Origin of the sequence: Streptomyces sp. NPDC002232 (genome assembly GCF_042890295.1) — a bacterium.
GTDB lineage: Bacteria > Actinomycetota > Actinomycetes > Streptomycetales > Streptomycetaceae > Streptomyces.
Genome location: NZ_JBIARV010000007.1, coordinates 152,377 through 178,289 on the forward strand (window position 1 = coordinate 152,377; position 25,913 = coordinate 178,289).

The following is a 25,913-nucleotide window of genomic DNA, read 5'->3' on the forward strand; positions in this document are numbered from 1 at the left end:
GCGAGAGTACTGGCCAGGGCACCACGCGGAGAGAGCCTGTGGACAACCGTGTCCTGACGGATGGCCCACGCGCGCGCTAGAGTCCGCCCCAGTGACGTTACCGATGGGTAAGGGGTGTGTGGAATGCGGCTCGGCATCAACCTCGGCTACTGGGGCGCCGGCATGGACGGCGACAACCTCGCCGTCGCCCAGGAGGCTGACCGCCTCGGCTACGACGTCTGCTGGGCCGCCGAGGCCTACGGCTCCGACGCCCCCACCGTCCTCGCGTGGGTCGCGGCCAAGACCGAGCGGATCGACGTCGGCTCCGCGATCATGCAGATCCCGGCCCGCCAGCCCGCCATGACGGCGATGACCGCCGCCACCCTCGACTCACTCACCGGCGGCCGCTTCCGCCTCGGCCTCGGCGTCTCCGGACCGCAGGTCTCCGAGGGCTGGTACGGCGTGAAGTTCGACAAGCCGCTCGCCCGCACCCGCGAGTACGTCGAGATCGTCCGCAGGGCCATGACCCGGGAGCGGCTCACCTACGACGGCGAGCACTGGACCCTGCCGCTCCCCGGCGGCCCGGGCAAGCCCATCAAGCTCACCGTCCACCCGGAGCGCGAGCACATCCCGCTCTACATCGCCGCGATCGGGCCGAAGAACCTGGAGCAGACCGGCGAGATCGCCGACGGCGCCCTGCTGATCTTCCCCTCCGCCGACCACCTGGAGGAGACCGCGCTGCGCCACCTGCGCGCGGGCCGCGAGAAGGCCGGTCTGACCATGGAGGGCTTCGACGTCTGCCCCACCCTGCCGCTCGCCCTCGGCGACGACGTGACCGCGCTCGCCGACGTCTTCCGTCCGTACACCGCGCTGTACGTCGGCGGCATGGGCAGCCGCAAGCAGAACTTCTACAACCAGCTCGCCCAGCGCATGGGATACGAGAGGGAGGCCGCCGAGATCCAGGACAAGTACCTGGCCGGCGACAAGGCCGGGGCCGCGGCCGCCGTGCCGCACTCGCTGATCGACCAGACCACGCTGCTCGGCTCCGTCGAGCGCATCGCCGAACGGATGACCGCCTACGCGGAGGCGGGGGTCACCACCCTCACCCTCGCCCCGGCCGGCTTCACCCTGGACGAGCGGGTGGCGGCCCTGCGGGCGGGCGTGGAAGCGATGGAACGCGCCGGCGTCTGAGCCGGAAACCTGCGGCCGTGGTGGGGGCTCGGGGGTCTTCCCCGCCACGGCCGTCATGCAGCACAACGCGCCACGGGGCCCCGGGTTACGCCCCGGGGACTCACTCTTTCGGCCGAGCCGTGGCGGCCCTCCTGTTGCCCGCCGCCCGGGACCCGACTTGACTCGGTCTCCCCGGACGTACCGGAGTGCGGACGTACGCACGGAGGTGGCGGCGATGCTCACGGCCAAGAGCCTGTTCCAGGAAATCATCGACAACGACGAGTCCTTCCGGCTCTTCTGCTCCATCGCCGCGAGCGGCGAGTCCCAGGGCGGCTGGGAGAACGCCCGGATCGCGGCCCTCGTCGCACCCGGCATGCGCTCCCTCGCGCCCAAGATCACCCGGCACGGCGCCGACGAGGACAAGCACGGCCGGATCTTCAACGCCCTGCTGAGGAAGCGGGGGCTCGAACCCGTCCCCGTGCCCCCGGACACCGACTACACGATGCTCCTGGAGCGCCGGGGCATCGGCCTCGCGCACGAGAAGCTCCGCGCCGACCGGCCGCTCACCGAGGCGGACGTCGTCGTCTACCTCGCCCACAGCCGGGTCACCGAGCAGCGCGCCGCCGACCAGATGGACATGCTCGTCACGTACTTCGGGGACCACCCGGAGCTGGGCAAGGCCATCCACATGATCGACAACGACGAGGCGAACCACCTCGCCTACTGCCACGAGGAGCTGCTCGGGCTCGCCCGCCAGGGCCACGGCCGGCTCATCCAGCGGACCCTGCGCGACTCCGCCCTCGCCGAGATCCGGGTCTACCGCGACGTCAGCCTCGCCGTGATGCGGCACATGGGCCGGATCCTGAACTGGCCGAAGCCCAAGGCGGCCGTCCTCGCCGCCGGGATCCACGCCATGTACGCGTACGAGCGCGCCGCCGGCTGGCACCGGATGGTCGACCTGCGGATGCCCGAGCGGCTGAACGCCCTCGGCAGCCCCGCGGCCCCCGCACCCGCCTTCTGAGCGGGCCCCCGGCACCTACATCCAGCCACGCCGCTTGAACGTCCGGTAGAGCGCGACGACGATGCCCGCCATCACCACGATCACCACCGGGTAAGAGCCCTCCCAGTGCAGCTCCGGCATGTGGTCGAAGTTCATCCCGTAGATCCCCGCGACCATCGTGGGGACCGCGGCCATGGCCGCCCACGCGGAGATCTTCCGCATGTCGTCGTTCTGGCGGACCCCCATCTGCGCGAGATGGGCCGACAGCACGTCGGACAGGAGCCGGTCGAGACCCTCCACCTGCTCGTTCGACCGCAGCAGGTGGTCGTTGACGTCCCGGAAGAAGGGCTGCGAGCGCTCGTTCACGAACGGTACGGAACCGGCCGTCAGCCGGGCCATCGGCCCGGCCAGCGGGCCGCTCGCCCGCCGGAACTCCAGGACCTGCCGCTTCGCCGTGTAGATCCGCTCCGCGGTGTTGGCCGGATTGCCCCCGCTGGGCGCGAAGACGTCCGCCTCCAGCTCCTCCAGGTCGACCTGGAGCTCGGCCGCCACGTCCAGGTAGTGGTCGACGATCGCGTCGCTCACCGCGTACAGCACCGCCGTCGGACCGTGCCTCAGGACGTCCCGGTCGGCCTCCAGGCGCCGGCGGACCTCCGCCAGGGGCGCGCCCTCGCCGTGCCGGACCGTCACGACGAACGAGTCGCCCATGAACACCATCAGCTCGCCCGAGGAGACCCGGTCGCTCTCCGGCTCGTACACGACCGGCTTCAGCACCACGAAGAGCGAGTCGTCGTAGACCTCCAGCTTGGGCCGCTGATGGGCCTTCAGGGCGTCCTCGACGGCCAGCGGGTGCAGCGCGAACTCCGAGGCGACGTGGGCGAACTCCGCCGCCGAGGGCTCGTGCAGCCCCACCCACAGGAAGGCGCCGCCCGTCGCCCGCGCCTCCTCCAGGGCATCGGAGAGGTCGGCGGGTCCGTCCGTACGGCGCCCGTCCCGGTAGATGGCAGAGTCGACGATCACGCCGGGCATTCTCCCCCGAACGGCCCCGACGCGCACCCGTGCGGCAGCCCAGGGGGTGTCTTGTCGGGCCAGGCCGGGCTCGCGGCGTCCGGCACCGCGCCTCGCCGCGTTGGCGGCGGCGGACGCCGCTCCCTGATCCGGCGTGGCCGACAGGACACCCCCTAGGCTGGCTCGCATGGCCACCCTGATCCTCGTCCGGCACGGACGCTCCACCGCCAACACCTCCGGAGTCCTCGCCGGGCGCACCCCCGGCATCGCGCTCGACGACCGCGGGGCCGCCCAGGCCGCCGCGCTCCCCGGGCGCCTCGCGGACGTCCCGCTCGCCGCCGCCGTCACCAGCCCCCTCCAGCGCTGCCGGGAGACCCTCCGGCCGCTCCTGGACGCCCGCCCCGGGCTCCCGCTCCACGTCGAGGACCGGATCAACGAGTGCGACTACGGCGACTGGTCCGGCCGCAAGCTGGCCGAGCTGGGCGACGAACCGCTGATGGAGGTCGTCCAGGGGCACGCCTCGGCCGCCGCCTTCCCCGGCGGCGAGTCCATGCGCGCCATGCAGAACCGCGCCGTCGAGGCCGTGCGCGAGTGGAACGCCCGCGTCGAGGCGGAGCACGGCGAGGACGCCACGTACCTCATGTGCTCCCACGGCGACATCGTGAAGGCGATCGTCGCCGACGCCCTCGGACTCCACCTCGACCTCTTCCAGCGCATCCACGTCGACCCCTGCTCGGTCACCGCGATCCGCTACACGCGCCTGCGGCCCTTCCTCCTCCGCCTCGGCGACACGGGGGACTTCGCCGGGTTCGCCCCCCGGGAGCACCCCGGAGGCAGCGGGGCGGCGGAGGTCGGTGGTGGTGCGGGCGCACCGTGATCCCCACGCGCAGTAGGGTGGACGCGCCGCTGTAGTTACGACTGTCGAGACGCAAGGAGCCGGGAACGTGTCCCGTCAGGTGTTCCTCTACGACCCACCGGAGCGTTTCGTGGCCGGCACGGTCGGACTGCCTGGCCGCCGGACGTTCTTCCTCCAGGCGTCCGCCGGCGGCCGGGTCACCAGCGTCGCCCTGGAGAAGACCCAGGTCGCGGCCCTCGCCGAGCGCATCGACGAGCTCCTCGACGAGGTCGTCCGCCGCACCGGGGGCAACGCGCCGGTGCCCGCGGTCGCCCCCGCCGAGATCGCGGACACCGCGCCCCTCGACGTGCCCGTCGAGGAGGAGTTCCGGGTCGGGACCATGGCCCTCGCGTGGGACGGCGAGGAGCAGCGCATGATCGTCGAGGCGCAGGCCCTCGTCGAACTCGACGCGGACTCCGAGGAGGACCTCGCCGAGGCCGAGGAGCGGCTGCTCCAGGACGAGGAGAACGGCCCGCCGATGCTCCGGGTCCGCCTCAGCGGGGCCCAGGCCCGGGCGTTCGCCAAGCGCGCCCTGGACGTCGTCAACGCCGGCCGCCCGCCCTGCCCGCTGTGCAGCCTGCCGCTCGACCCCGAGGGGCACGTCTGCCCGCGCCAGAACGGATACCGCCGCGGAGCATGACCAGCCCCGAGACCATGCGCGACACGGAGCTGCTCGCGCGCGGTGAGCTGACGGTGCGCGGCCGGGTCCGCGAGGCCTCCAACGCCGTGCTGTACTGCTCCGTCACCCACGAGGGCCGGGAGGCGGCCTGCGTCTACAAGCCCGTCGCGGGCGAGCAGCCCCTGTGGGACTTCCCCGACGGCACCCTCGCCCAGCGCGAGGTCGCCGCGTACGAGATCTCCGAGGCCACCGGCTGGGGCCTGATCCCGCCGACGGTGCTCCGCGACGGGCCGTACGGGGAGGGCATGGTCCAGCTCTGGATCGAGGCCGACCCCGGGGCGCGGCTCCTGGCGCTCACCGAGGACGAGGAGGCGGGCGAGGGCTGGAAGGCCGTGGGGCCCGCGCAGATCGACGAGGACCGCACCGCGCTCCTGGTCCACGCGGACACCCCGGAACTGCGCCGGCTCGCCGTCCTGGACGCCGTCATCAACAACGGCGACCGCAAGGGCGGGCACCTGCTGCCGGCGCCGGGCGGACACCTCTACGGCATCGACCACGGCGTGACCTTCCACGTCGACGACAAGCTGCGCACCCTGCTGTGGGGCTGGGCGGGCGAGGAACTGCCCGCCGAGGCGTCCGCCGTGCTGATCTCGCTCGGCCACTCCCTGGCCCCGGGCGCGCCGCTCGCCACCCGACTGGCGGAACTCCTGACGGTCGCCGAGGTCGCGGCCGTACGCGCCCGCGTGGAGGCGCTGCTGGCGACCGGACGCCATCCGGAGCCCTCGGGGCAGTGGCCCGCGATCCCCTGGCCACCGGTCTGACCACCGGCCGAAAGGTTTCGGCCACGGGCCTCGGAGGGGTCCTCACCCCTGGGGGGTATGCACGCACGCCTCTCACCCGCAAGAGCGCCTAATCGGTCAAGATCCCGGATCCGGTTCGTATCCGGAACACCTGTCCGGTTACGCTCGGGTCATGCATGCCTGGCCCGCTTCTGAGGTCCCCGCCCTTCCCGGCAAGGGCCGCGACCTCCGGATCCACGACACCGCGACCGGTGGACGAGTCACCCTCGCCCCCGGCCCCGTCGCCCGTATCTACGTGTGCGGCATCACGCCGTACGACGCGACCCACATGGGTCACGCGGCGACCTACAACGCGTTCGACCTCGTTCAGCGCGTGTGGCTCGACACGAAGCGGCAGGTGCACTACGTCCAGAACGTGACCGACGTGGACGACCCGCTCCTGGAGCGCGCCATCCGCGACGGCGTCGACTGGGTCGGCCTCGCCGAGCGCGAGACCGCCCTCTTCCGCGAGGACATGACGGCCCTGCGGATGCTGCCCCCGCAGCACTACGTCGGCGCGGTCGAGGCCATACCCGGCATCGTCCCGCTCGTCGAGCGCCTGCGGGACTCCGGCGCCGCCTACGAGCTCGACGGCGACGTCTACTTCTCCGTCGAGGCCGACCCGCACTTCGGTCAGGTCTCGCACTACGACACCGAGCTGATGCGCCACCTGTCCGCCGAGCGCGGCGGCGACCCGGACCGCCCGGGCAAGAAGAACCCGCTCGACCCGATGCTCTGGATGGCCGCCCGCGAGGGCGAGCCGAGCTGGGACGGCGGCAGCCTCGGCCGGGGCCGCCCCGGCTGGCACATCGAGTGCGTCGCCATCGCCCTGGACCACCTCGGCATGGGCTTCGACGTGCAGGGCGGCGGCTCCGACCTGATCTTCCCGCACCACGAGATGGGCGCGTCCCACGCCCAGGCCCTCACCGGCGAGTTCCCCATGGCCAAGGCGTACGTCCACGCCGGCATGGTCGCCCTGGACGGCGAGAAGATGTCGAAGTCCAAGGGCAACCTGGTCTTCGTCTCGAAGCTGCGCCGCGACGGCGTCGACCCGGCCGCCATCCGGCTCGCGCTGCTCTCGCACCGCTACCGCGACGACTGGGAGTGGACCGACCAGATCCTGGAGACGGCCGTGGAGCGGCTCGACCGCTGGCGCGCCGCCGTCTCGCGCCCCGACGGCCCGTCGGCCGACGCGCTCGTCGAGGAGCTCCGCGAAGCGCTCTCCGACGACCTCGACACGCCCACCGCGCTGGCCGCGGTCGACCGCTGGGCCGCGCTCCAGACGGCCGAGGGCGGTACGGACGACTCCGCCCCCGGTCTCGTCTCCCGCGCCGTCGACGCACTGCTCGGTGTGGCCCTGTAACGAGCAGGACCGCGCACCACACTTTCAGGCAACCGCCCTCGGACTTCTCGTCGAAGTCCGAGGGCGGTTCCGTTTTGTCCTGGCGGGGTTGCTCGTTCCTGCGCTAAACAACCTCCATGCAATCATCATCGCGCATGAAAGTTGCACTCGCAGGAGCCGTCCTCGGGCTCCTCGCGGCCCTCGCGGGACCCGGCTCCACCGCGTCGGCCGCCCCGTCCGACACCACCGTCGGCGACGTCACCGGCTTCGCCGCCGACGGGCCCGTCTACCGGCTGACCGCCGGCCGCACCCAGGCCCGTGTCTCCTTCGTCACCGCCGACACCTTCCGCATCGAGCTCGCCCCCGACGGCGCGTTCACCGACCCCACCGGCACCGACATCACCCTGCCCCAGGGTCCGCCCCCGGCCACCCGCTGGCGCGACCTCGGCGACCGCTACGAACTCGCCACCGCCAAGGTGACCCTGCGCGCCACCAAGTCACCCCTGCGCTTCTCGGCCGTACGCGCCGACGGCACCACGCTCTGGACCGAGACCCAGGGCCTCACCTGGAACCAGGACCGCACCGTCCAGACCCTCGCGCGAGGCGCCGACGAGCAGTTCTACGGCGCCGGCATGCAGAACGGCCGGGGCAACACCTCCCACCGCGGAAAGACCGTCGAGGTCGGCGTCGACTACAACTGGAACGACGGCGGCCACCCCAACTCGGTCCCCTTCTACCTCTCCTCCGCCGGATACGGCGTCTACCGCAACACCTACGCGCCCAACACCTACGCGTTCACCGAACCCGTCACCACCAGCGCGAAGGAACGGCGCTTCGACGCCTACTACTTCGCCGGCGACGGCAAGGACGCCCTCAAGGACGTCGTCGGCCAGTACACGAAGCTCACCGGCAAGCCCTTCCTGCCGCCCGTGTACGGCCTGGAGACAGGCGACTCCGACTGCTACCTCCACAACGCCAACCGCGGCGAGCGCCACACCCTCGACGCCCTGGACGTCGCCGACGGCTACGTCGAGCACGACATGCCCAACGGCTGGATGCTCGTCAACGACGGCTACGGCTGCGGCTACGAGAACCTCGCCGAGACCTCGGCGGGACTCGCCGACCGCCGGATGAAGCTCGGCCTGTGGACCGAGGACGGCATCGACAAGCTCGCCGACCAGGTCAAGGCCGGCCAGCGGGTCGCCAAGCTCGACGTCGCCTGGGTCGGCGAGGGCTACAAGTTCGCCCTCGACGGCTGCAAGGACGCCCACGCCGGCATCGAGGCCAACAGCGACGCCCGCGGCTTCACCTGGGCCCCCGAGAGCTGGTCCGGCGCCCAGCGCTGCGGCGTCCAGTGGTCCGGCGACCAGTCCGGCAGCTGGGAGTACATCCGCTGGCAGATCCCCACCTACGCGGGCGCGTCCATGTCCGGACTCGCCTACACCACCGGTGACGTCGACGGCATCTTCGGCGGCAGCGCCAAGACCTACACCCGCGACCTCCAGTGGAAGACCTTCCTGCCCGTCACCATGACCATGGACGGCTGGGCCGCGAACGACAAGCAGCCCTTCCGCTACGGCGAGCCCTACACCACGATCAACCGCGCCTCCCTCAAGCTCCACGAGGCCCTGCTCCCGTACATCTACAGCCACGCCCACCGGGCCACGAACACCGGCGTCGGCCTCGCCCGGCCGCTCGCCCTGGAGTACCCGGACGACCCGAAGGCCGCGAGCGACGCCGCGAAGTACGAGTTCCTCAGCGGCGAGGACTTCCTCGTCGCCCCCGTCTACCAGGACGCCGTCGAGCGCGACGGCATCTACCTCCCCGCGGGCACCTGGATCGACTACTGGAGCGGCCGCACCTACCAGGGCCCCGTGACCGTCGACGACTACAGCGCCCCGCTCGACACCCTGCCCCTGTTCGTACGGGCCGGCGCCACCGTCCCCATGTGGCCGGGCGGCATCCGCTCCTACCAGGACCGCGCCCCCGGCGACCCGATCGCCTGGGACGTCTACCCGCAGGGCACCTCGTCCTTCGAGCTGTACGAGGACGACGGCGTCACCCGCGAGCACCGCGCCGGGAAGTACTCCACCCAGCGCGCCGAGGTCCGCGCCCCGCGGTCCGGCCCCGGCGACGTCACCGTCCGGGTCGGCGCCGCCACCGGCTCGTACACCGGCAAGCCCGCCGCCCGGCCGTACTCCTTCACCGTCCACACCGGCGACGCGCCCGGCACGGTGCGGCTCGACGGGCGCACGCTGCCCGCCCGCGCCTCCCGCGCCGCCTTCGACGCGGCCGCCGAGGGCTGGTGGTACGACCGCGACGACCGAGGGGGAGTGGTCCGGATCAAGACCACCGCACGGTCCACCGACCGCGCCTTCGAGCTGCGCCTGACCGACACCAGCGCCGTCGGCGGGGCCGTCCCCGGCGCCTCCGCGGTCCTCGCCGCCCCCACCGGGCAGGAGCTCGGCGCCGGCACCCCCGGCACCGTCGCCGTGGACGTCACCGCGGGCACCCGGGACGCCACCGACGTCCGCGTCTCCCTCGACGCCCCGGCCGGCTGGCGGGTCACCCCGGCCGCCCCGATCACCCGCCTCCCGGCCGGAACCACCCGCCGGGTCCAGGTCGCCGTCACCCCGGCTGCCGGAGCGACGATCGGCGAGGCCACCCTCACGGCGACCGTCCGGCACCGGGCCGCGGGCACCGATCGCACCGCCGTCCAGCGCCTCGCGGTCGGCGTGATGCCCCCGGCGCCCACCGCCGACGCCTGGGCGAGCGACCTCACCTGGCTGCGCGCCACCAACGGCTGGGGACCGCCGGAACGCGACCGCTCCAACGGCGAGTCCGGCGCCGCCGACGGCCGGGCGCTCACCCTGGCCGGGAAGACCTACGCCAAGGGCATCGGCGGCCACGCCGACTCCGACATCGAGGTCTACCTCGGCGGCCGCTGCACCGCCTTCACCGCCGACGTCGGCATCGACGACGAGATCGACGGCTACGGCGACGTGGCCTTCTCCGTCGAGGCGGACGGCCGGGTCCTGTGGACCTCACCCCGGCTGACCGGGGCCTCCGCGACCCTGCCGGTGAACGTCGACGTGACCGGCGCCCGGCACGTCCGGCTCAGGATCACGGACACCAACGGGTCGAAGAGCGGCGACCACGGCGACTGGGCGGCGGCCCGGTTCGGCTGCGCCTGACGCACGAGCGGGAGGGGCGCCCTCGGGCACCCCTCCCGCTCCGTCCGCTTCCCCGGGACGCTACGCCCCGGACCCGCCCGTCGCGCCGTCCCCGTCGGGCGACCCGCCGCCGGACCCCTCGGCCCGGCCGCCGCCCGCGTCACCGTCCGCGCCGTCGGACCCTCCGGAGGCATCCGTCTCCGGGGCCGCCTCGGGACCCGTCTCCGGCTCGGCCTCCGCGGCCGTCCCGGCACCCGTCCCCGGTTCCGCCCCGGCGTCCGTCCCGGAGCCCGGCTCCGGGGTCGGCTGCTCGCGCCTCGGCGGGCGCGTCCGGCCGCTGCCCGGGTCCCGCAGGAAGCTGTCGCCGCCGTCCGTCGCGAGGCCCGGACCGCCGCCCGGACCCGTGCCCGGCTCACGCCGCCGCAGATACCGCTCGAACTCGCGGGCGATCGCCTCGCCCGAGGCCTCCGGCAGCTCCGCGGTGTCCCGCGCCTCCTCCAGCGTCTGCACGTACTCGGCGACCTCGCTGTCCTCGGCGGCCAGCTGGTCCACGCCCACCTGCCAGGCCCGCGCGTCCTCGGGCAGCTCGCCCAGCGGGATGCGCAGTCCGATCAGGTCCTCCAGACGGTTGAGCAGCGCCAGCGTCGCCTTCGGGTTCGGCGGCTGCGACACGTAGTGCGGCACCGCCGCCCACAGGCTCACGGCCGGCACGCCCGCGTGCGTGCACGCCTCCTGGAGGATGCCCACGATGCCCGTCGGGCCCTCGTACCGCGTCTCCTCCAGGTCCATCGTCCGCGCCAGGTCGGGATCGGAGGTGACCCCGCTGACCGGGACCGGCCGGGTGTGCGGGGTGTCCCCGAGCAGCGCGCCGAGGATCACCACCATCTCCACGCCCAGCTCGTGCGCGAAGGCGAGCAGCTCGTTGCAGAAGGAGCGCCAGCGCATCGAGGGCTCGATCCCGCGCACGAGCACCAGGTCACGGGGCTTGTCGCCGCCGACCCGGACCACCGAGAGCCGGGTCGTCGGCCAGGTGATCTTTCTGACCCCGTTGTCCAGGAAGACCGTGGGGCGGTTGACCTGGAAGTCGTAGTAGTCCTCGGCGTCGAGCGCCGCGAAGACCTCGCCCTTCCATTCCCGGTCGAGATGGGCGACCGCGGTGGAGGCGGCGTCGCCGGCGTCGTTCCAGCCCTCGAACGCTGCCACCATGACCGGGTCGATCAGCTCGGGTACCCCCTCGAGCTCGATCACCCAGCGCCTCCTTATTCGAAGTTCCTGTCGTACGGCCCCACCTTACGGCTTTCCGGCGGGCCGCCCGCCGTTCCCGGAGATCCCCGAGAACACGTGCGGCCTTGATCGACTACCCAGGAACTCACCTCCGCACACGGCGGAGTCACTCCTCCCACAGGGTGCTCGGCGCCTCCCTCCGGACCACCGGGGCGATCTCCTCGGCGAAGCGGTGGAGGGTCTCCTCCTGCTCGGCCGTCGACTGGCCGAAGGTGTCGACCGTGATCGACTGGAGGTCGTGCCCGTAGTGCTCGTGGTAGCCGAGGATCTTGTCGATGATCTGCTGCGGCGAGCCGATCAGCTGGGGGCCGTCGGCGATGGCGTCCTCGATCGTGCGGAACGGCGTGTTGTACCCGGCCCGGCCCTCCAGGTGCGGCTTGAAGCTCTGCCGGACCTTCGCCTCGTACAGCTCCTTGTACCGGCCGACGGCCTGCTCGGGCGTGTCGGCGATGAGCAGCCCGCCGGAACCGGCCGCCACGCGCGCGTGCGCCGGGTCGTGCCCGTACTCCTCGAACTTCTCGCGGTAGTGGGCGATCAGCCGCGCGTACGCCTCGCGCGGCTGGATCGCGTTCGCGGTGAAGAGCGGGTCGCCGTGCTTCGCCGCGAGCTCGGGGGAGTTCAGGCTGGTGGCCGAGCCGTGCCAGATCCGCGGGGTGCCCGCGTACGGCCGGGGGACCGTGGTCACGTTCTTCAGCGGGGGACGGAACTCGCCCTCCCAGTCGACGCCCTCCTCCGTCCACAGCCGCCGGAGCAGCTCGTACTTCTCCTTCTGGAGGTCCCACTGGCGCTCCTCGTCCAGGCCGAAGAGGTCGAAGTGGCCCGCCTCCGCGCCCTTGCCGACGACGAGCTCGAGCCGCCCCCGGGAGACCTGGTCGAGCGTCGCGTAGTCCTCGGCGACCCGGACGGGGTCGAGGATCGCGACCACGGTGACTCCGGTGAGCAGCCGGATCCTGCGGGTGCGGGCGGCCAGCGCGGCGAGCAGCACGGTGGGGGAGGAGGACAGGAACGCGCCGGCGTGCCGCTCGCCGACCGCGTACGCGTCGAAGCCGAGCCGTTCGGCGGTCTCGCCGAGCGTGACGACCTGCTCCAGCCGGTCGGCGGCGGACAGCAGTTCGCCGGTGAGCGGGTGCGGGGAGTGGTGGACGATCGAGAGCACCTGAAACTTCATGTCCCCACTCTGCGCGCCGAGTGTTGCGGGCGTGTGGACGGCGCATGGCACGCGTCAGGGGCGGCCCTCCGAGGAGGAACCGCCCCTGCACGCGGGCGCGTTACCTGCCCAGCATCGACTCGACCCCGGCGCGGATCTCGTCCGTCGCGAGACCGCGGATGGTCAGCGTCGTGCGGCGGCGCAGCACGTCGTCCGCCGTCTCGGCCCACTCGTGGTCACGGGCGTAGGCGACCTGGGCCCAGATCTCCGGCGCGTCCGGGTGGATCCGGCGGGCCAGCTCCGGGTTCTCGTTCGCCATCCGGGCGATGTCGAAGGAGAGGGAGCCGTAGTGGGTGGCCAGGTGCTTGGCGGTGTCGGCGGCCATGCGGGGGCCGGGCGCCGGACCGTCGACGAGCAGCCGGTGGGCGACCGCGTTCGGGTTGGCTATGCCGGGCAGCGGCAGCCGCTTCGGCAGCGCGGACACCGGCTCGTAGTCCTCGCCGAGCGGATGCCCGGGGAGCTGCTCCAGCTTCTTCATCACCGTGCGGCCGATGTGGCGGAAGGTCGTCCACTTGCCGCCGGCCACGGACAGCATGCCGCCGCGGCCCTCGGTGACGACGGTCTCGCGCTTGGCCTTGGAGGTGTCTCCGGGACCGCCCGGGAGGACCCGCAGACCGGCGAAGGAGTACGTGATCAGGTCGCGCGAGAGCTGCTGGTCGCGGATGGAGAAGGCGGCCTCGTCCAGGATCTGGGCGGTGTCCTTCTCGGTGACCTCGACCTGGCCGGGGTCGCCCTCGTACTCCTCGTCGGTGGTGCCGAGGAGCAGCATGTCCTCCCAGGGGAGGGCGAAGGTGATGCGGTACTTGTCGATCGGGGTGGCCAGCGCGGCCTTCCACGGCGCGGTCCGCCTGAGGACCAGGTGCGCGCCCTTGGAGAGGCGGATGGAGGGGGCCGCGGCGGGGTCCTCCATCTTCCGCAGGTGGTCGACCCACGGGCCGGTGGCGTTGAGCACCAGGCGGGCGTCCACGCCGAACTCGTCGCCGGTGGTGCGGTCCTTCAGCTCCGCTCCGGTGACCCGGCCGCGGGTGAAGCGCAGGCCGGTGACCTCGGCGTGGTTGAGGACGGTGGCGCCGGCGTCGACGGCGGCCCGGACCGTCATCAGCGCCATGCGGGCGTCGTTCATCTGGTCGTCGCCGTAGACCGCGACGGCCTTCAGGTTGTCGGTGCGCAGCTCCGGGACGTCCTGCGCGGCCTTGGCGGGGGAGAGCAGGTGGCCGACGCCGTCGCCGAACGCCGAGAGGGCGCTGTACGCGAAGACACCGGCGCCGAGCTTGGCCGCGCCGTGCGGGCCGCCCTTGTAGACGGGCAGGTAGAAGGTGAGCGGGTTGGCGAGGTGCGGTGCCACCTGGCGCGAGACCGCGCGCCGCTCGAAGTGGTTCTCCGCCACCAGCTTGACCGCGCCGGTCTGGAGGTAGCGCAGACCGCCGTGGAGGAGCTTGGAGGAGGCGGAGGAGGTGGCGCCGGCGAAGTCGCCGGCGTCCACCAGGGCCACCCGCAGACCCGACTGCGCGGCGTGCCAGGCGGTGGAGATGCCCAGGATGCCGCCTCCGATCACCAGGAGGTCGTACGTCGCCTTGGAAAGCTGTTCCCGGGTCTCGGCGCGGCTCGGAAGGGAACCGGCAGCCGGGTGCGTCCCGAGGGCAGGGACGCTCTGCAGGGTGGTCATCTCGTATTACTCCTCGTCCTCGATCCAGCCCATGGTCCGCTCCACGGCCTTGAGCCAGCTCTTGTACTCGCTGTCACGCCTCTCGGCGTCCATGCGAGGGGTCCATTCCGCCGCCCGGCGCCAGTTGGCGCGCAGCGCGTCGGTGTCCGGCCAGAAGCCGACGGCCAGGCCGGCGGCGTAGGCGGCGCCGAGGCAGGTGGTCTCGGCGACCATCGGACGCACGACGGGCGCGTCCAGGAAGTCCGAGAGGGTCTGCATCAGCAGGTTGTTGGAGGTCATGCCGCCGTCGACCTTGAGCGCGGTCAGCTCGACGCCGGAGTCCTTCGTCATGGCGTCGGTGATCTCGCGGGTCTGCCAGGCGGTGGCCTCCAGGACGGCGCGGGCGATGTGCGCCTTGGTGACGTACCGGGTGAGGCCGGCGATGACACCGCGCGCGTCGGAGCGCCAGTACGGGGCGAACAGGCCGGAGAAGGCCGGCACGAAGTAGGCGCCGCCGTTGTCCTCGACCGAGGACGCGAGCGTCTCGATCTCGGCGGCGGACTTGATGAGGCCCATCTGGTCGCGCATCCACTGCACCAGCGAACCGGTGACGGCGATCGAGCCCTCCAGGGCGTAGACCGGCTTCGCGTCGCCGATCTGGTAGCCGACGGTGGTCAGCAGGCCGCTGTAGGAGTTGATGATCTTGTCGCCGGTGTTCATCAGCATGAAGGTGCCGGTGCCGTACGTGGACTTGGCCTCGCCCTCGGCGAAGCACGTCTGGCCGAACAGGGCGGCCTGCTGGTCGCCGAGCGCGGAGGCGACCGGGACGCCGGCGAGGACGCCGTCCTTGACGTGGCCGTAGACCTCGGCGGAGGAGCGGATCTCGGGGAGGACGTTGAGGGGGACCCCCATCGACTCCGCGATCTTCTCGTCCCAGGCCAGGGTGTGCAGGTTCATCAGCATGGTGCGCGAGGCGTTGGTGACGTCGGTGACGTGCACGCCGCCGTCGACGCCACCCGTGAGGTTCCAGATGACCCACGAGTCCATGGTGCCGAAGAGGATGTCGCCGGCCTCGGCGCGCTCGCGGAGCCCCTCGACGTTGTCGAGCATCCAGCGGATCTTGGGACCGGCGAAGTAGCTCGCCAGCGGCAGGCCGGTCTCGCGGCGGAAGCGGTCCTGGCCGACGTTGCGGCCGAGCTCCTTGCAGAGGGCGTCGGTGCGGGTGTCCTGCCAGACGAGGGCGTTGTGGACGGGCTCACCGGTGTTCTTGTCCCAGAGCAGGGTGGTCTCGCGCTGGTTGGTGATGCCGATGGCCTTGACGTCGGCGGCGGCGATGCCGCCCTTCGTCAGGGCGCCGGCGACGACCTCCTGGACGTTGGTCCAGATCTCGGCGGCGTCGTGCTCGACCCAGCCCGGCTTCGGGAAGATCTGCTCGTGCTCCTTCTGGTCGACCGAGACGATCCGGCCGTCCTTGTCGAAGACGATGCAGCGCGAGGACGTGGTGCCCTGGTCGATGGCCGCGATGAACGGGCCGGTGGTGTGTGCGTCGGTCACGGTGTGCTCCTCGGGAAGTCTGGAAGAAGGACGGCTCAGGCGAACGCGATGTTGTAGATACCCGCGGCGACGGCTCCACCGATCAGCGGACCGACGACCGGGATCCAGGCGTAGCTCCAGTCGGAGCCGCCCTTGTTCGGCAGCGGGAGCAGGGCGTGCACGATGCGCGGGCCGAGGTCACGGGCCGGGTTGATGGCGTAACCGGTCGGGCCGCCGAGCGAGAGGCCGATGGAGACCACGACGAACGCGGTGATCAGGGCGCCGAGGACGCCGAGACCCTTGCCGCTGTCGTTGAGGCCCTGGGTGAGCACGGCCAGGACGAGCACGACGGTGCCGATGATCTCGGTGGCCAGGTTCTGCCAGGTGTTGCGGATCTCGGGGCCCGTGGAGAAGATGCCGAGCACCGGGCCGGGGCCCTCGATCGGCTTCTCGCCGGCCGCCTCCGGGTCCGTGAGGTGCGCCTGGAACTGGCCGTAGTAGGCCACCCAGACCAGCGCCGCGCCGATCATCGCGCCGAGCATCTGGCCGGCGAGGTAGACGGGGACGTTGCCCCACTCCCCGTCCTTGATCGCGATACCGACCGTGACGGCGGGGTTCAGATGGGCTCCCGAGAGGGAAGCGGTCATGTAGACCGCCGTCATGACGGCGAAGCCCCACCCGAAGGCGATCGCGAGCCAGCCCGCGTTGCGGGCCTTGGAGCTCTTGAGCGTGACGGCGGCGCACACACCGCCGCCGAGCAGAATGAGTACGGCGGTACCGATGGTCTCGCCGAGGAAGATGTCGGAGCTGGACACCCGCGACTCCTTTGTCCTTCGTCCAGGGGAAGGCGAACCCCGGGTCCCTCCGGTGGTCCGCGCCCTCGTGTGAGGGCGTTGCCGGCCCTTGGCACTGCCACACCATAGCGCGTATTGCCGTTAGCTGTTCGACAATGCCGACCGATGAACGGAAGTTTTGCCCTCGGGTTAACAGCACGTCAAGGGTCTGGGAAGTGAAAAACCCGCCGATAACGCGATCGTTACCGGCGGGTTCGGTTCTGCTCGGGGTCGGACGGGCCGCCGACCCCCGGGGCGGTCAGAAGCGGCCGGCCCCCAGGTCACGGGAGACGGCGCGGGCGCAGTCCCGCACCGAGGCCACCAGCTCCGGGCGCAGCTCCCCGCCCGGACAGACCCGCTCCACCGCCCCCGTGACCGCCACCGCGCCCACCGGCATCCGCCGCCGGTCGTGGATCGGCGCCGCCACCGAGGCCACGCCCTCCCAGGTCTCCTCCACGTCCGCCGCCCAGCCCCGGGCCCGCGTCATGTCCAGCAGCGACTCGAAGTCGACGAGCTCCGTGGTCGTCCGGGGCGTGAACGCCTCCCGCTCGACCTCCAGCACCTCGCTGTGCGCCACCGGGTCGTACGCCGACAGCACCTTGCCGAGCGCCGTGGAGTGCAGCGGCTGCATGGCCCCCACCTCCAGGACCTGGCGGCTGTCGTCCGGGCGGAAGACGTGGTGCACGATCAGCACGCCCCTCTGGTGGAGCACCCCCAGGTGCACGCTCTCCCCGCTGGACCGCGCCAGGTCGTCCGTCCAGACCAGGGCCCGCGCCCGCAGCTCGTGCACGTCCAGATAGCTGTTGCCCAGCCGCAGCAGCTCCGCGCCCAGCTGGTAGCGGCCCGAGGCCGCCTCCTGCTCCACGAAGCCCTCCGCCTGGAGGGTGCGCAGGATGCCGTGGGCCGTCCCCTTGGCGAGTCCGAGCGAGGACGCGATGTCGGACAGGCCGAGCCGGCGCTCGCCGCCCGCGAGCAGTCGCAGCATGGCCGCCGCTCGTTCAAGCGACTGGATGTTCTTCGCCATCGCCCGGCCCCTCACCCTTCTCACACTGTTCGACAATGCTGAACACTATCGGTCGATGCCGACCTTGTGTCACACCGCTCATTGTCGGCCAAGGAGGCGCAGAACCGGGAGTCCCCGCACACAGGATGCCGTCCGGCCCGTGGGACGCCGTGTCCACCCCGGCCCCCACGCGGTTACGCTGGCCCCGTGCATCCTCCCCCGAGGGTGCAAAGCCGACAGCCGTCGCATCCCAGGGAGCTCATCCATGGCCTCGTCGCCGACCCCTTCCGCTGACAGCCGGACCCGCGCCGCCGCCCTCCGCGAGGCACTCGCCAGCCGAGTCGTCGTCGCCGACGGAGCCATGGGCACCATGCTCCAGGCCCAGGACCCCACCCTCGAGGACTTCCAGAACCTCGAAGGATGCAACGAGATCCTGAACGTCACGCGGCCCGACATCGTCCGTTCGGTCCACGAGGCGTACTTCGAGGTCGGCGTCGACTGCGTCGAGACCAACACGTTCGGCTCCAACCACTCGGCCGCAGGCGAGTACGAGATCGCCGACCGGATCTTCGAGCTCTCCGAGGCGGGCGCCCGCATCGCCCGCGAGGTCGCCGACGAGTTCGGCGCCGAGGACGGCCGCCAGCGCTGGGTGCTCGGCTCGATCGGCCCCGGCACCAAGCTCCCCTCGCTCGGCCACATCGGGTACGACGTGCTGCGCGACGGCTACCAGCAGAACGCCGAGGGCCTCCTCGCCGGCGGCGCCGACGCCCTGATCGTCGAGACGACCCAGGACCTCCTCCAGACCAAGTCCAGCATCGTCGGCGCGCGCCGCGCGATGGACTCCCTGGGCATCAGCGTGCCGCTGATCTGTTCGCTCGCCTTCGAGACCACCGGCGTCATGCTCCTCGGCTCCGAGATCGGCGCGGCGCTCACCGCCCTGGAGCCCCTCGGCATCGACCTGATCGGCCTGAACTGCTCCACCGGCCCGGCCGAGATGAGCGAGCACCTGCGTTACCTCGCCCGCCACTCCCGTACGCCCCTCATGTGCATGCCGAACGCCGGCCTGCCCGTGCTGACCAAGGACGGCGCGTACTTCCCGCTCACCGCCCCCGAGATGGCCGACGCGCAGGAGAACTTCGTCCGCGACTACGGCCTCTCCCTGGTCGGCGGCTGCTGCGGCTCCACGCCCGAGCACCTGCGCCAGGTCGTCGAGCGGGTCCGGGGCCTCACGCCCCCCGAGCGCTCCCCGCGCCCCGAGCCCGGCGCCGCCTCGCTCTACCAGACCGTGCCGTTCCGCCAGGACACCGCCTACATGGCGATCGGCGAGCGGACGAACGCCAACGGCTCGAAGAAGTTCCGCGAGGCCATGCTGGAGGCGCGCTGGGACGACTGCGTCGAGATGGCCCGCGACCAGATCCGCGAGGGCGCGCACATGCTCGACCTCTGCGTCGACTACGTGGGCCGCGACGGCGTCGCCGACATGGCGGAGCTCGCCGGCCGCTTCGCGACCGCCTCCACGCTCCCGATCGTGCTCGACTCCACCGAGGTGGACGTCCTGCGGGCCGGTCTGGAGAAGCTCGGCGGCCGGGCCGTCATCAACTCGGTGAACTACGAGGACGGCGACGGCCCCGAGTCCCGCTTCGCCAAGGTCACCCGTCTGGCGCAGGAGCACGGCGCCGCCCTGATCGCGCTGACCATCGACGAGGAGGGCCAGGCCCGGACCCCCGAGCACAAGGTCGCCATCGCCGAGCGCCTGATCGAGGACCTCACGGGCAACTGGGGCATCCACGAGTCGGACATCCTGATCGACACCCTGACCTTCACGATCTGCACGGGTCAGGAGGAGTCCCGCAAGGACGGCATCGCCACGATCGAGGCGATCCGCGAGCTGAAGCGCCGCCACCCCGAGGTCCAGACGACGCTCGGCCTGTCGAACATCTCCTTCGGCCTCAACCCGGCGGCCCGGATCCTGCTGAACTCGGTCTTCCTCGACGAGTGCGTGAAGGCGGGTCTCGACTCCGCGATCGTGCACGCCTCGAAGATCCTCCCGATCGCCCGTTTCGACGAGGAACAGGTCACCACCGCCCTCGACCTGATCTACGACCGGCGCGCCGAGGGCTACGACCCGCTCCAGAAGCTGATGGCCCTGTTCGAGGGCGCCACCACCAAGTCGATGAAGGCCGGCAAGACCGAGGAGCTGCTCGCGCTGCCGCTGGACGAGCGGCTGAAGCGGCGGATCGTCGACGGCGAGAAGAACGGCCTGGAGGCCGACCTCGACGAGGCCCTGGAGACCCGCGCGGCCCTGGACATCGTCAACGAGACGCTCCTCGACGGCATGAAGACGGTCGGCGAGCTGTTCGGCTCGGGTCAGATGCAGCTGCCGTTCGTGCTCCAGTCCGCCGAGGTCATGAAGACGGCGGTGGCCCACCTGGAGCCGCACATGGAGAAGTCGGACGCGGACGGCAAGGGCACCATCGTCCTGGCCACCGTGCGCGGCGACGTCCACGACATCGGCAAGAACCTCGTCGACATCATCCTGTCCAACAACGGCTACAACGTCGTCAACATCGGCATCAAGCAGCCGGTCTCCGCGATCCTCGAGGCCGCCGAGGAGCACAACGCGGACGTCATCGGCATGTCCGGTCTCCTGGTCAAGTCCACCGTGATCATGAAGGAGAACCTGGAGGAGCTCAACCAGCGCGAGCTGGCCGCCAAGTACCCCGTGATCCTCGGCGGCGCCGCCCTCACCCGGGCCTACGTCGAGCAGGACCTGCACGAGATCTACCAGGGCGAGGTCCGCTACGCCCGCGACGCCTTCGAGGGCCTGCGCCTCATGGACGCGCTGATCGGCGTCAAGCGGGGCGTCCCGGGCGCCGTGCTGCCCGAGCTGAAGCAGCGGCGGGTCGCGAAGACCGCGGCCGCCCTCCAGGTCGACGAGCCGGAGCCGGGCGGCCGGTCGGACGTGGCCGTCGACAACCCGGTGCCGACCCCTCCCTTCTGGGGCACCCGCGTCGTCAAGGGCATCGGCCTGAAGGAGTACGCGTCCTGGCTCGACGAGGACGCCCTCTTCAAGGGCCAGTGGGGCCTCAAGCAGAACCGGGCCGGCGACGGGCCGGCGTACGAGGAGCTCGTCGACACCGAGGGCCGGCCCCGGCTGCGCGGCTGGCTGGAGCGCCTGCACACCGAGAACCTCCTGGAAGCGGCCGTCGTGCACGGCTACTTCCCCTGTGTGTCCAAGGGCGACGATCTGATCATCCTGGACGAGCAGGGCAACGAGCGGACCCGCTTCACCTTCCCCCGCCAGCGCCGGGGCCGCCGCCTGTGCCTCGCCGACTTCTTCCGCCCGGAGGAGTCCGGCGAGACCGACGTCGTCGGCCTCCAGGTCGTCACCGTCGGCTCGAAGATCGGCGAGGCCACGGCCAAGCTCTTCGACTCCGACTCCTACCGCGACTACCTCGAACTCCACGGCCTCTCCGTCCAGCTCGCCGAGGCCCTCGCCGAGTACTGGCACGCCCGGGTCCGCGCCGAGCTCGGCTTCGGCGGCGAGGACCCGGAGCAGGTCGAGGACATGTTCGCGCTCAAGTACCGGGGCGCCCGCTTCTCCCTCGGCTACGGCGCCTGCCCGGACCTGGAGGACCGCGCGAAGATCGCGGAGCTGCTGCGCCCGGAGCGGATCGGGGTCCACCTCTCCGAGGAGTTCCAGCTCCACCCCGAGCAGTCCACCGACGCCATCGTCATCCACCACCCCGAGGCGAAGTACTTCAACGCACGGTGACCGCCCCCCGGCCCGCGGACCGGGGCGAGCCGGACGCGTGTCGTAAATCCGCGCCTTTCCGGTGATCGCGACGTACACTGGTCGGTCCAGTGCAGGCCGGTCTTCCTCCCCGTACCGGGGAGGGGGCCGGCCTTCTCGTCCCTCCGTGGAGGTGTGCCGATGACCAGTACGGTCCCCGCGTCCCTGTTCCGTACGAACGGCAGCTCCGCCCTGCAGGCGGTCTTCCTCGACATGGACGGGACCCTCGTCGACACGGAGGGGTTCTGGTGGGACGCCGAGGTCGAGGTCTTCGCCGACCTCGGGCACCGGCTGGACGAGGCCTGGCGGGACATCGTCGTCGGCGGCCCGATGACCCGCAGCGCGGGCTACCTCATCGAGTCCACCGGCGCCGACGTCACCCTCGACGAGCTGACCGTCCTGCTCAACGAGAAGTTCGAGCAGCGCATCGGGCGGGGCGTCCCCCTCATGCCCGGCGCCGAGCGGCTCCTCGCCGAGCTGGCACGGCACTCCATCCCCACCGCCCTGGTCTCCGCCTCGCACCGCCGGATCATCGACCGGGTCCTCGCCTCGCTCGGCCGCGACCGCTTCACGCTCACCGTCGCCGGGGACGAGGTCGGCCGCACCAAGCCGCACCCCGAGCCGTACCTGACGGCCGCCCAGGGCGTCGGGGCCGACCCGGCGCTCTGCGCCGTCATCGAGGACACCGCGACCGGGGTCGCGTCCGCCGAGGCGGCCGGCTGCCGGGTCGTCGCGGTCCCCTCCGTCGCCCCGATCGCGCCCTCGCCGGGCCGGGTCGTCGTGCGCTCCCTCGAAGAGGTCGACGTGCCCTTCCTGCGTACGCTGATCACCGGAATCTGAGCATTCTCTGAGCTTCCCCCGGCGGAATGCGCTTTCGCGCCGGGGAGAGCCGGGAAAACGGACAGGCCATTCCCCGATAAGCCCTCCACGTGACCTTGGTCACCCAGAGTGCTCGACGGGGGGTGGCCTGTCCTCGTCCGGTGACCGAAAAGCGCCCCTTTCGGCGCTCCCATGTGTCCCGATTCGCTCGGGTCCTTCCGCATCCTCCGGCGCATGACTATCGACCCCGCCGCATCCATGATCACTGTGCGATTACCCCCACGGCCGCCCGTGGTCCGGCATTACCGGCGCCGCCCACTAATCTTTCGCGAGTACTTCGCCGCATAACCGCGTGCACCGGCGCACACCCAAGTCGCCGTGAACACAGGACCGATCGCAACACCCGGCCCGATCGCTCCCGCCCCGACCGGGCGGCCGCGGCGGAGTTCCCCTGACCGCTGTACCCCAGTGCCGGATGAGGAGATCGTCCCTGATGAACCGCAAGACCCTGGTGCTGCCGGCCGTGGCCGGACTGCTCGCTCCTCTGCTCGCCGCCTGCGGCGGGGGCGAGGACGCCAGAGCGATCGCCGTCGGCACCACGGACCAGTTCATCGCCACGCAGGACGCCCCCGCCCCGCTCGACCCGGCCTACGCGTACGACACCGGCGCCTGGAACATCCTGCGCCAGACCGTCCAGACCCTGCTGCACGTGCCCCGCGGCGGCGGCGAGCCCGTCCCCGAGGCCGCCGAGAGCTGCGCGTTCTCCGACAAGGCCAGCGAGAGCTACCGCTGCACGCTCCGCGCCGGACTCACCTTCGCCGACGGCACCCCGATCACCGCCGAGGACGTCAAGTACTCCGTCGAGCGCGTGCTGAAGATCAAGTCGGACAACGGCACGGCCGCCCTCCTCTCGAACATCGACACCGTCGAGACCCAGGGCACCAACGGGATCGTCTTCCACCTGAAGACCCCCGACGCCACCTTCCCGTACAAGCTCTCCACGCCCGTCGCCGGCATCCTCAGCAAGGACAAGTACGCCGCCGACAAGCTCCGCGACGGCTTCGACGTCGACGGCTCCGGCCCGTACACCCTGAAGGTCGAGCGCGAGGGCGACAAGGCCACCCGCTTCGTCTTCACCAAGAACCCGGCCTACAAGGGCGACATCACCCTGCGCAACGACAAGGTCGAGCTGCGCCCCTACGCCGACGCCGAGACCATGGGCAAGGCGCTGGAGGGCGACGACATCGACATGATGGCCCGCTCCCTGTCGCAGAGGCAGATCAAGGACCTCACCGAGACGCCCAAGGACGGCATCCGCGTCACCGAGGTGCCCGGCCTGGAGATCCGCTACCTCGGCTTCAACACCAAGGCCCCCTCCGTCCAGGAGAAGGCCGTGCGCCAGGCCATGGCCGCCGTCGTCGACCGGGGCGCGCTCGTGAACCTCGTCTACGGCCCCACCGCCGAGCCGCTCTACTCGCTGATCCCCTCCAGCATCACCGGTCACGCCACCCCCTTCTTCGACGAGTACGGCGAGCCCGACACCGCCCGCGCCGCCAAGATCCTCAAGGACGCGGGCATCAAGACGCCGGTCAAGGTGACCCTCAACTACACCACCGACCACTACGGCGCCGAGACCGCCCAGGAGTTCGAGGCGCTCAAGAAGCAGCTCGTCGCCAGCGAGCTCTTCGACGCCTCCGTCAAGGGCGCCGAGTGGTCCACCTTCCGCACGGCCCAGAAGCGCGGCGACTACGCCGTCTACGGCCTCGGCTGGTTCCCGGACTACCCGGACCCGGACAACTACATCGCGCCCTTCCTGGACAGCGACAACTTCCTGAACACCCCGTACGTGAACAAGACCGTCCGCGAGAAGCTCATCCCGCGTTCGCGCCGCCAGGCCGACCGCAACGCCGCGAGCCCCGTCTACGCGCAGATCCAGAAGATCGTCGCCGAGGACGTCCCCGTCCTGCCGCTGTGGCAGGGCAAGCAGTACGTCGCCGCCCGCGACGACCTCAACGGGGTCGAGTACGCGCTCAACACCTCCTCCGACCTGCTGCTGTGGGAGCTGGGCCGCGGCACCGCCTGACCCCTTCGTCGTCCCGGCCGCGCGCCCCTGCGCGGCCGGCCTGCAAGAGATCAAGAGGCAAGTTCTGTGAAGGCACACAACAAGTGGCTGACGGCCCCGCTCGCCGCGGGCCTGTCCGCCGCCCTCCTCAGCGGCTGCGGCACCGAGCAGGGCGGCTCCGGGGACTCCGGAGGCGGCATACGCGTCGGCATGTCCGACGAGATCCTCGCCACCGACCCGGCGGCCGGTTACGACCCCGGCTCCTGGCTGCTGTTCAACAACGTCTTCCAGTCCCTCCTCGCCTTCCCCAAGGGCGGCGCCGAGCCGCAGCCCGAAGCCGCCGAGAAGTGCGAGTTCGCCACGGGCAGCAAGGTCTACACCTGCACCCTGCGCGACGGCCTCACCTTCTCCAACGGCAACAAGCTCACCTCCGAGGACGTCAAGTTCTCCTTCGAGCGCGCCCTCAAGATCGCCGACCCCGCCGGCCCGGCGCCGCTCCTCTCGACCATCGACACCATCGAGACCCCGGACGAGAAGACCGTCGTCTTCCGCCTGAAGGTCCCGGACGCCACCTTCCCCAGCAAGATCGCCTCCGGCGCCGGCTCCATCGTCGACCACCGGGACTACCCCGCCGACGCGCTCCGCACCGACGGCAAGGCCACCGGCTCCGGCCCCTACAAGCTGGACTCCTTCAGCGACACCGAGGCCACCTTCTCGGCCAACCCCGGCTACAAGGGCGACGCCAAGCCCAAGAACGGCGCGGTCACCCTCAAGCTCTACCGGGGTGACCGCGCCGCCCTCTCCAAGGCCTTCACCGACGGCGACATCGACGTCGCCTACCGAGGCCTCTCCGCCGGCGACATCGCCGCCCTGGAGAACTCCTCCACCACCGCCGACAAGGGCATCGAGGTCATCCAGGGCAGCAGCGCCGAGGTCCAGCACCTCGTCTTCAACATGAAGGACCCGGTCGCCGGCAAGCTCGGCGTCCGCAAGGCCATCGCCCACCTCGTCGACCGCGAGGCCCTCGTCGAGAACGTCTACAAGTCGACGGCCACCCCGCTCTACTCGATCGTCCCGGCCGGCATCGCCGGACACAACACGGCCTTCTACGACACCTACGGCGCCCCCGACCCGGCCAAGGCCAAGAAGGCCCTCCGCGACGCGGGCATCACCGGCAAGGTCAAGCTGACCCTCTGGTCCACGCCCAGCCGCTACGGCCCGTCCACCGACCAGGAGCTCAAGGCCATCGCCGAGCAGCTCAACGCGAGCGGCCTGTTCGACGCCGACGTGAAGTCCGTCGCCTACGACCAGTACGAGAAGGACATCGCCGCCGGCAAGTACGGCGTCTACGTCAAGGGCTGGGTCCCCGACTACCCGGACGCCGACAACTTCACCGGCCCCTTCTTCGGCGAGGGCAACGTCCTCGGCAACCACTACGAGAACCGCACCATCACCGGCACCCTCCTGCCGAAGACCGCCGCCGCGGCCGACCGCGCCGCCACCACCGACGAGTACGGCCGCCTCCAGGACCTCGTCGCCGACGAGCTCCCGCTCCTCCCGCTCTGGCAGGGTAAGCAGTACGCCGTCGCCCGCGACGACGTCACCGGTCTGGAATGGACCCTCGACGCGTCGACCGTCTTCCGCTTCTGGGAGATCCGCAAGGGCTGACGCCCCGTCGACACAGGAGGGCCCGGTGCGCACCCCGCGCA

Annotated in this window: 18 protein-coding genes; 11 read left to right on the forward strand and 7 right to left on the reverse strand. The window is 71.5% G+C overall.

The features are described from left to right. The first annotated feature begins 123 nt into the window (after positions 1-123). Complete coding sequence (locus ACFYXU_RS32385) at positions 124-1,170, forward strand: LLM class F420-dependent oxidoreductase (RefSeq protein ID WP_389461228.1); 1,047 nt, start codon at positions 124-126, stop codon at positions 1,168-1,170. A 214-nt stretch (positions 1,171-1,384) separates the two neighbouring features. Further along, positions 1,385-2,170: a ferritin-like domain-containing protein gene (locus tag ACFYXU_RS32390; RefSeq protein ID WP_389408653.1), complete on the forward strand. Its 786-nt coding sequence runs from the start codon at positions 1,385-1,387 to the stop codon at positions 2,168-2,170. A 15-nt stretch (positions 2,171-2,185) separates the two neighbouring features. Here ACFYXU_RS32390 and ACFYXU_RS32395 read toward each other — a convergent pair whose 3' ends face one another. After that, positions 2,186-3,178: a magnesium and cobalt transport protein CorA gene (locus ACFYXU_RS32395; protein ID WP_361393702.1), complete on the reverse strand. Its 993-nt coding sequence runs from the start codon at positions 3,176-3,178 to the stop codon at positions 2,186-2,188. Between the two features lie 166 nt (positions 3,179-3,344). Between ACFYXU_RS32395 and ACFYXU_RS32400 the strand changes: the two genes are divergently transcribed. From ACFYXU_RS32400 to ACFYXU_RS32420, 5 genes are all read left to right on the forward strand, one after another. Continuing rightward, complete coding sequence (locus ACFYXU_RS32400) at positions 3,345-4,034, forward strand: histidine phosphatase family protein (protein WP_376515692.1); 690 nt, start codon at positions 3,345-3,347, stop codon at positions 4,032-4,034. A gap of 67 nt (positions 4,035-4,101) precedes the next feature. Further along, the gene (locus ACFYXU_RS32405) at positions 4,102-4,692 is read left to right on the forward strand and encodes a DUF3090 domain-containing protein (protein ID WP_189805362.1); all 591 of its coding nucleotides are present in this window, start codon (positions 4,102-4,104) and stop codon (positions 4,690-4,692) included. Beyond that, positions 4,656-5,492 carry an SCO1664 family protein gene (locus ACFYXU_RS32410; RefSeq protein ID WP_389408756.1) on the forward strand — a complete coding sequence of 279 codons (837 nt, stop codon included), beginning with the start codon at positions 4,656-4,658 and terminating at the stop codon, positions 5,490-5,492. The genes ACFYXU_RS32405 and ACFYXU_RS32410 overlap by 37 nt, the downstream gene beginning before the upstream one ends. Positions 5,493-5,643: 151 nt before the next feature. Further along, positions 5,644-6,873, forward strand: a complete 1,230-nt coding sequence (gene mshC / locus ACFYXU_RS32415) for a cysteine--1-D-myo-inosityl 2-amino-2-deoxy-alpha-D-glucopyranoside ligase (RefSeq protein ID WP_376515689.1) — start codon at positions 5,644-5,646, stop codon at positions 6,871-6,873. A gap of 116 nt (positions 6,874-6,989) precedes the next feature. Continuing rightward, positions 6,990-10,046, forward strand: a complete 3,057-nt coding sequence (locus tag ACFYXU_RS32420; RefSeq protein ID WP_389461230.1) for an NPCBM/NEW2 domain-containing protein — start codon at positions 6,990-6,992, stop codon at positions 10,044-10,046. A gap of 60 nt (positions 10,047-10,106) precedes the next feature. On the opposite strand, the gene ACFYXU_RS32425 is transcribed toward ACFYXU_RS32420, so the two are convergent. The 6 genes from ACFYXU_RS32425 to ACFYXU_RS32450 form a co-directional block, all read right to left on the reverse strand. Further along, positions 10,107-11,273, reverse strand: a complete 1,167-nt coding sequence (locus tag ACFYXU_RS32425; RefSeq protein WP_389461232.1) for a PAC2 family protein — start codon at positions 11,271-11,273, stop codon at positions 10,107-10,109. A 142-nt stretch (positions 11,274-11,415) separates the two neighbouring features. Continuing rightward, a complete protein-coding gene (locus tag ACFYXU_RS32430; protein ID WP_389461234.1) occupies positions 11,416-12,477 on the reverse strand; it encodes an LLM class flavin-dependent oxidoreductase in 1,062 nt (353 codons plus the stop codon). 100 nt (positions 12,478-12,577) lie between these two features. Beyond that, positions 12,578-14,182, reverse strand: coding sequence for a glycerol-3-phosphate dehydrogenase/oxidase (locus ACFYXU_RS32435; protein ID WP_329855853.1), 1,605 nt, complete (start codon positions 14,180-14,182; stop codon positions 12,578-12,580). A 6-nt stretch (positions 14,183-14,188) separates the two neighbouring features. Continuing rightward, the gene (glpK, locus tag ACFYXU_RS32440; RefSeq protein WP_329855854.1) at positions 14,189-15,715 is read right to left on the reverse strand and encodes a glycerol kinase GlpK; all 1,527 of its coding nucleotides are present in this window, start codon (positions 15,713-15,715) and stop codon (positions 14,189-14,191) included. A gap of 35 nt (positions 15,716-15,750) precedes the next feature. Next, the gene (locus ACFYXU_RS32445; RefSeq protein ID WP_329855856.1) at positions 15,751-16,509 is read right to left on the reverse strand and encodes an MIP/aquaporin family protein; all 759 of its coding nucleotides are present in this window, start codon (positions 16,507-16,509) and stop codon (positions 15,751-15,753) included. Positions 16,510-16,786: 277 nt separating this feature from the next. After that, positions 16,787-17,551 carry an IclR family transcriptional regulator gene (locus ACFYXU_RS32450; RefSeq protein ID WP_376515679.1) on the reverse strand — a complete coding sequence of 255 codons (765 nt, stop codon included), beginning with the start codon at positions 17,549-17,551 and terminating at the stop codon, positions 16,787-16,789. 244 nt (positions 17,552-17,795) lie between these two features. On the opposite strand from ACFYXU_RS32450, the gene metH reads away from it, so the two are divergent. The 4 genes from metH (at position 17,796) to ACFYXU_RS32470 (ending at position 25,872) form a co-directional block, all read left to right on the forward strand. Then, positions 17,796-21,305: a methionine synthase gene (metH, locus tag ACFYXU_RS32455; RefSeq protein ID WP_389461236.1), complete on the forward strand. Its 3,510-nt coding sequence runs from the start codon at positions 17,796-17,798 to the stop codon at positions 21,303-21,305. Between the two features lie 159 nt (positions 21,306-21,464). After that, complete coding sequence (locus tag ACFYXU_RS32460; protein ID WP_329855861.1) at positions 21,465-22,163, forward strand: HAD family phosphatase; 699 nt, start codon at positions 21,465-21,467, stop codon at positions 22,161-22,163. A gap of 472 nt (positions 22,164-22,635) precedes the next feature. Further along, on the forward strand, positions 22,636-24,225 hold the full coding sequence (locus ACFYXU_RS32465) for an ABC transporter substrate-binding protein (RefSeq protein ID WP_376515673.1): 1,590 nt from the start codon (positions 22,636-22,638) through the stop codon (positions 24,223-24,225). A gap of 66 nt (positions 24,226-24,291) precedes the next feature. Beyond that, positions 24,292-25,872 (forward strand): ABC transporter substrate-binding protein, encoded by a 1,581-nt coding sequence (locus tag ACFYXU_RS32470; RefSeq protein WP_376515671.1) that lies wholly within the window; start codon positions 24,292-24,294, stop codon positions 25,870-25,872. Positions 25,873-25,913: the final 41 nt, after the last annotated feature.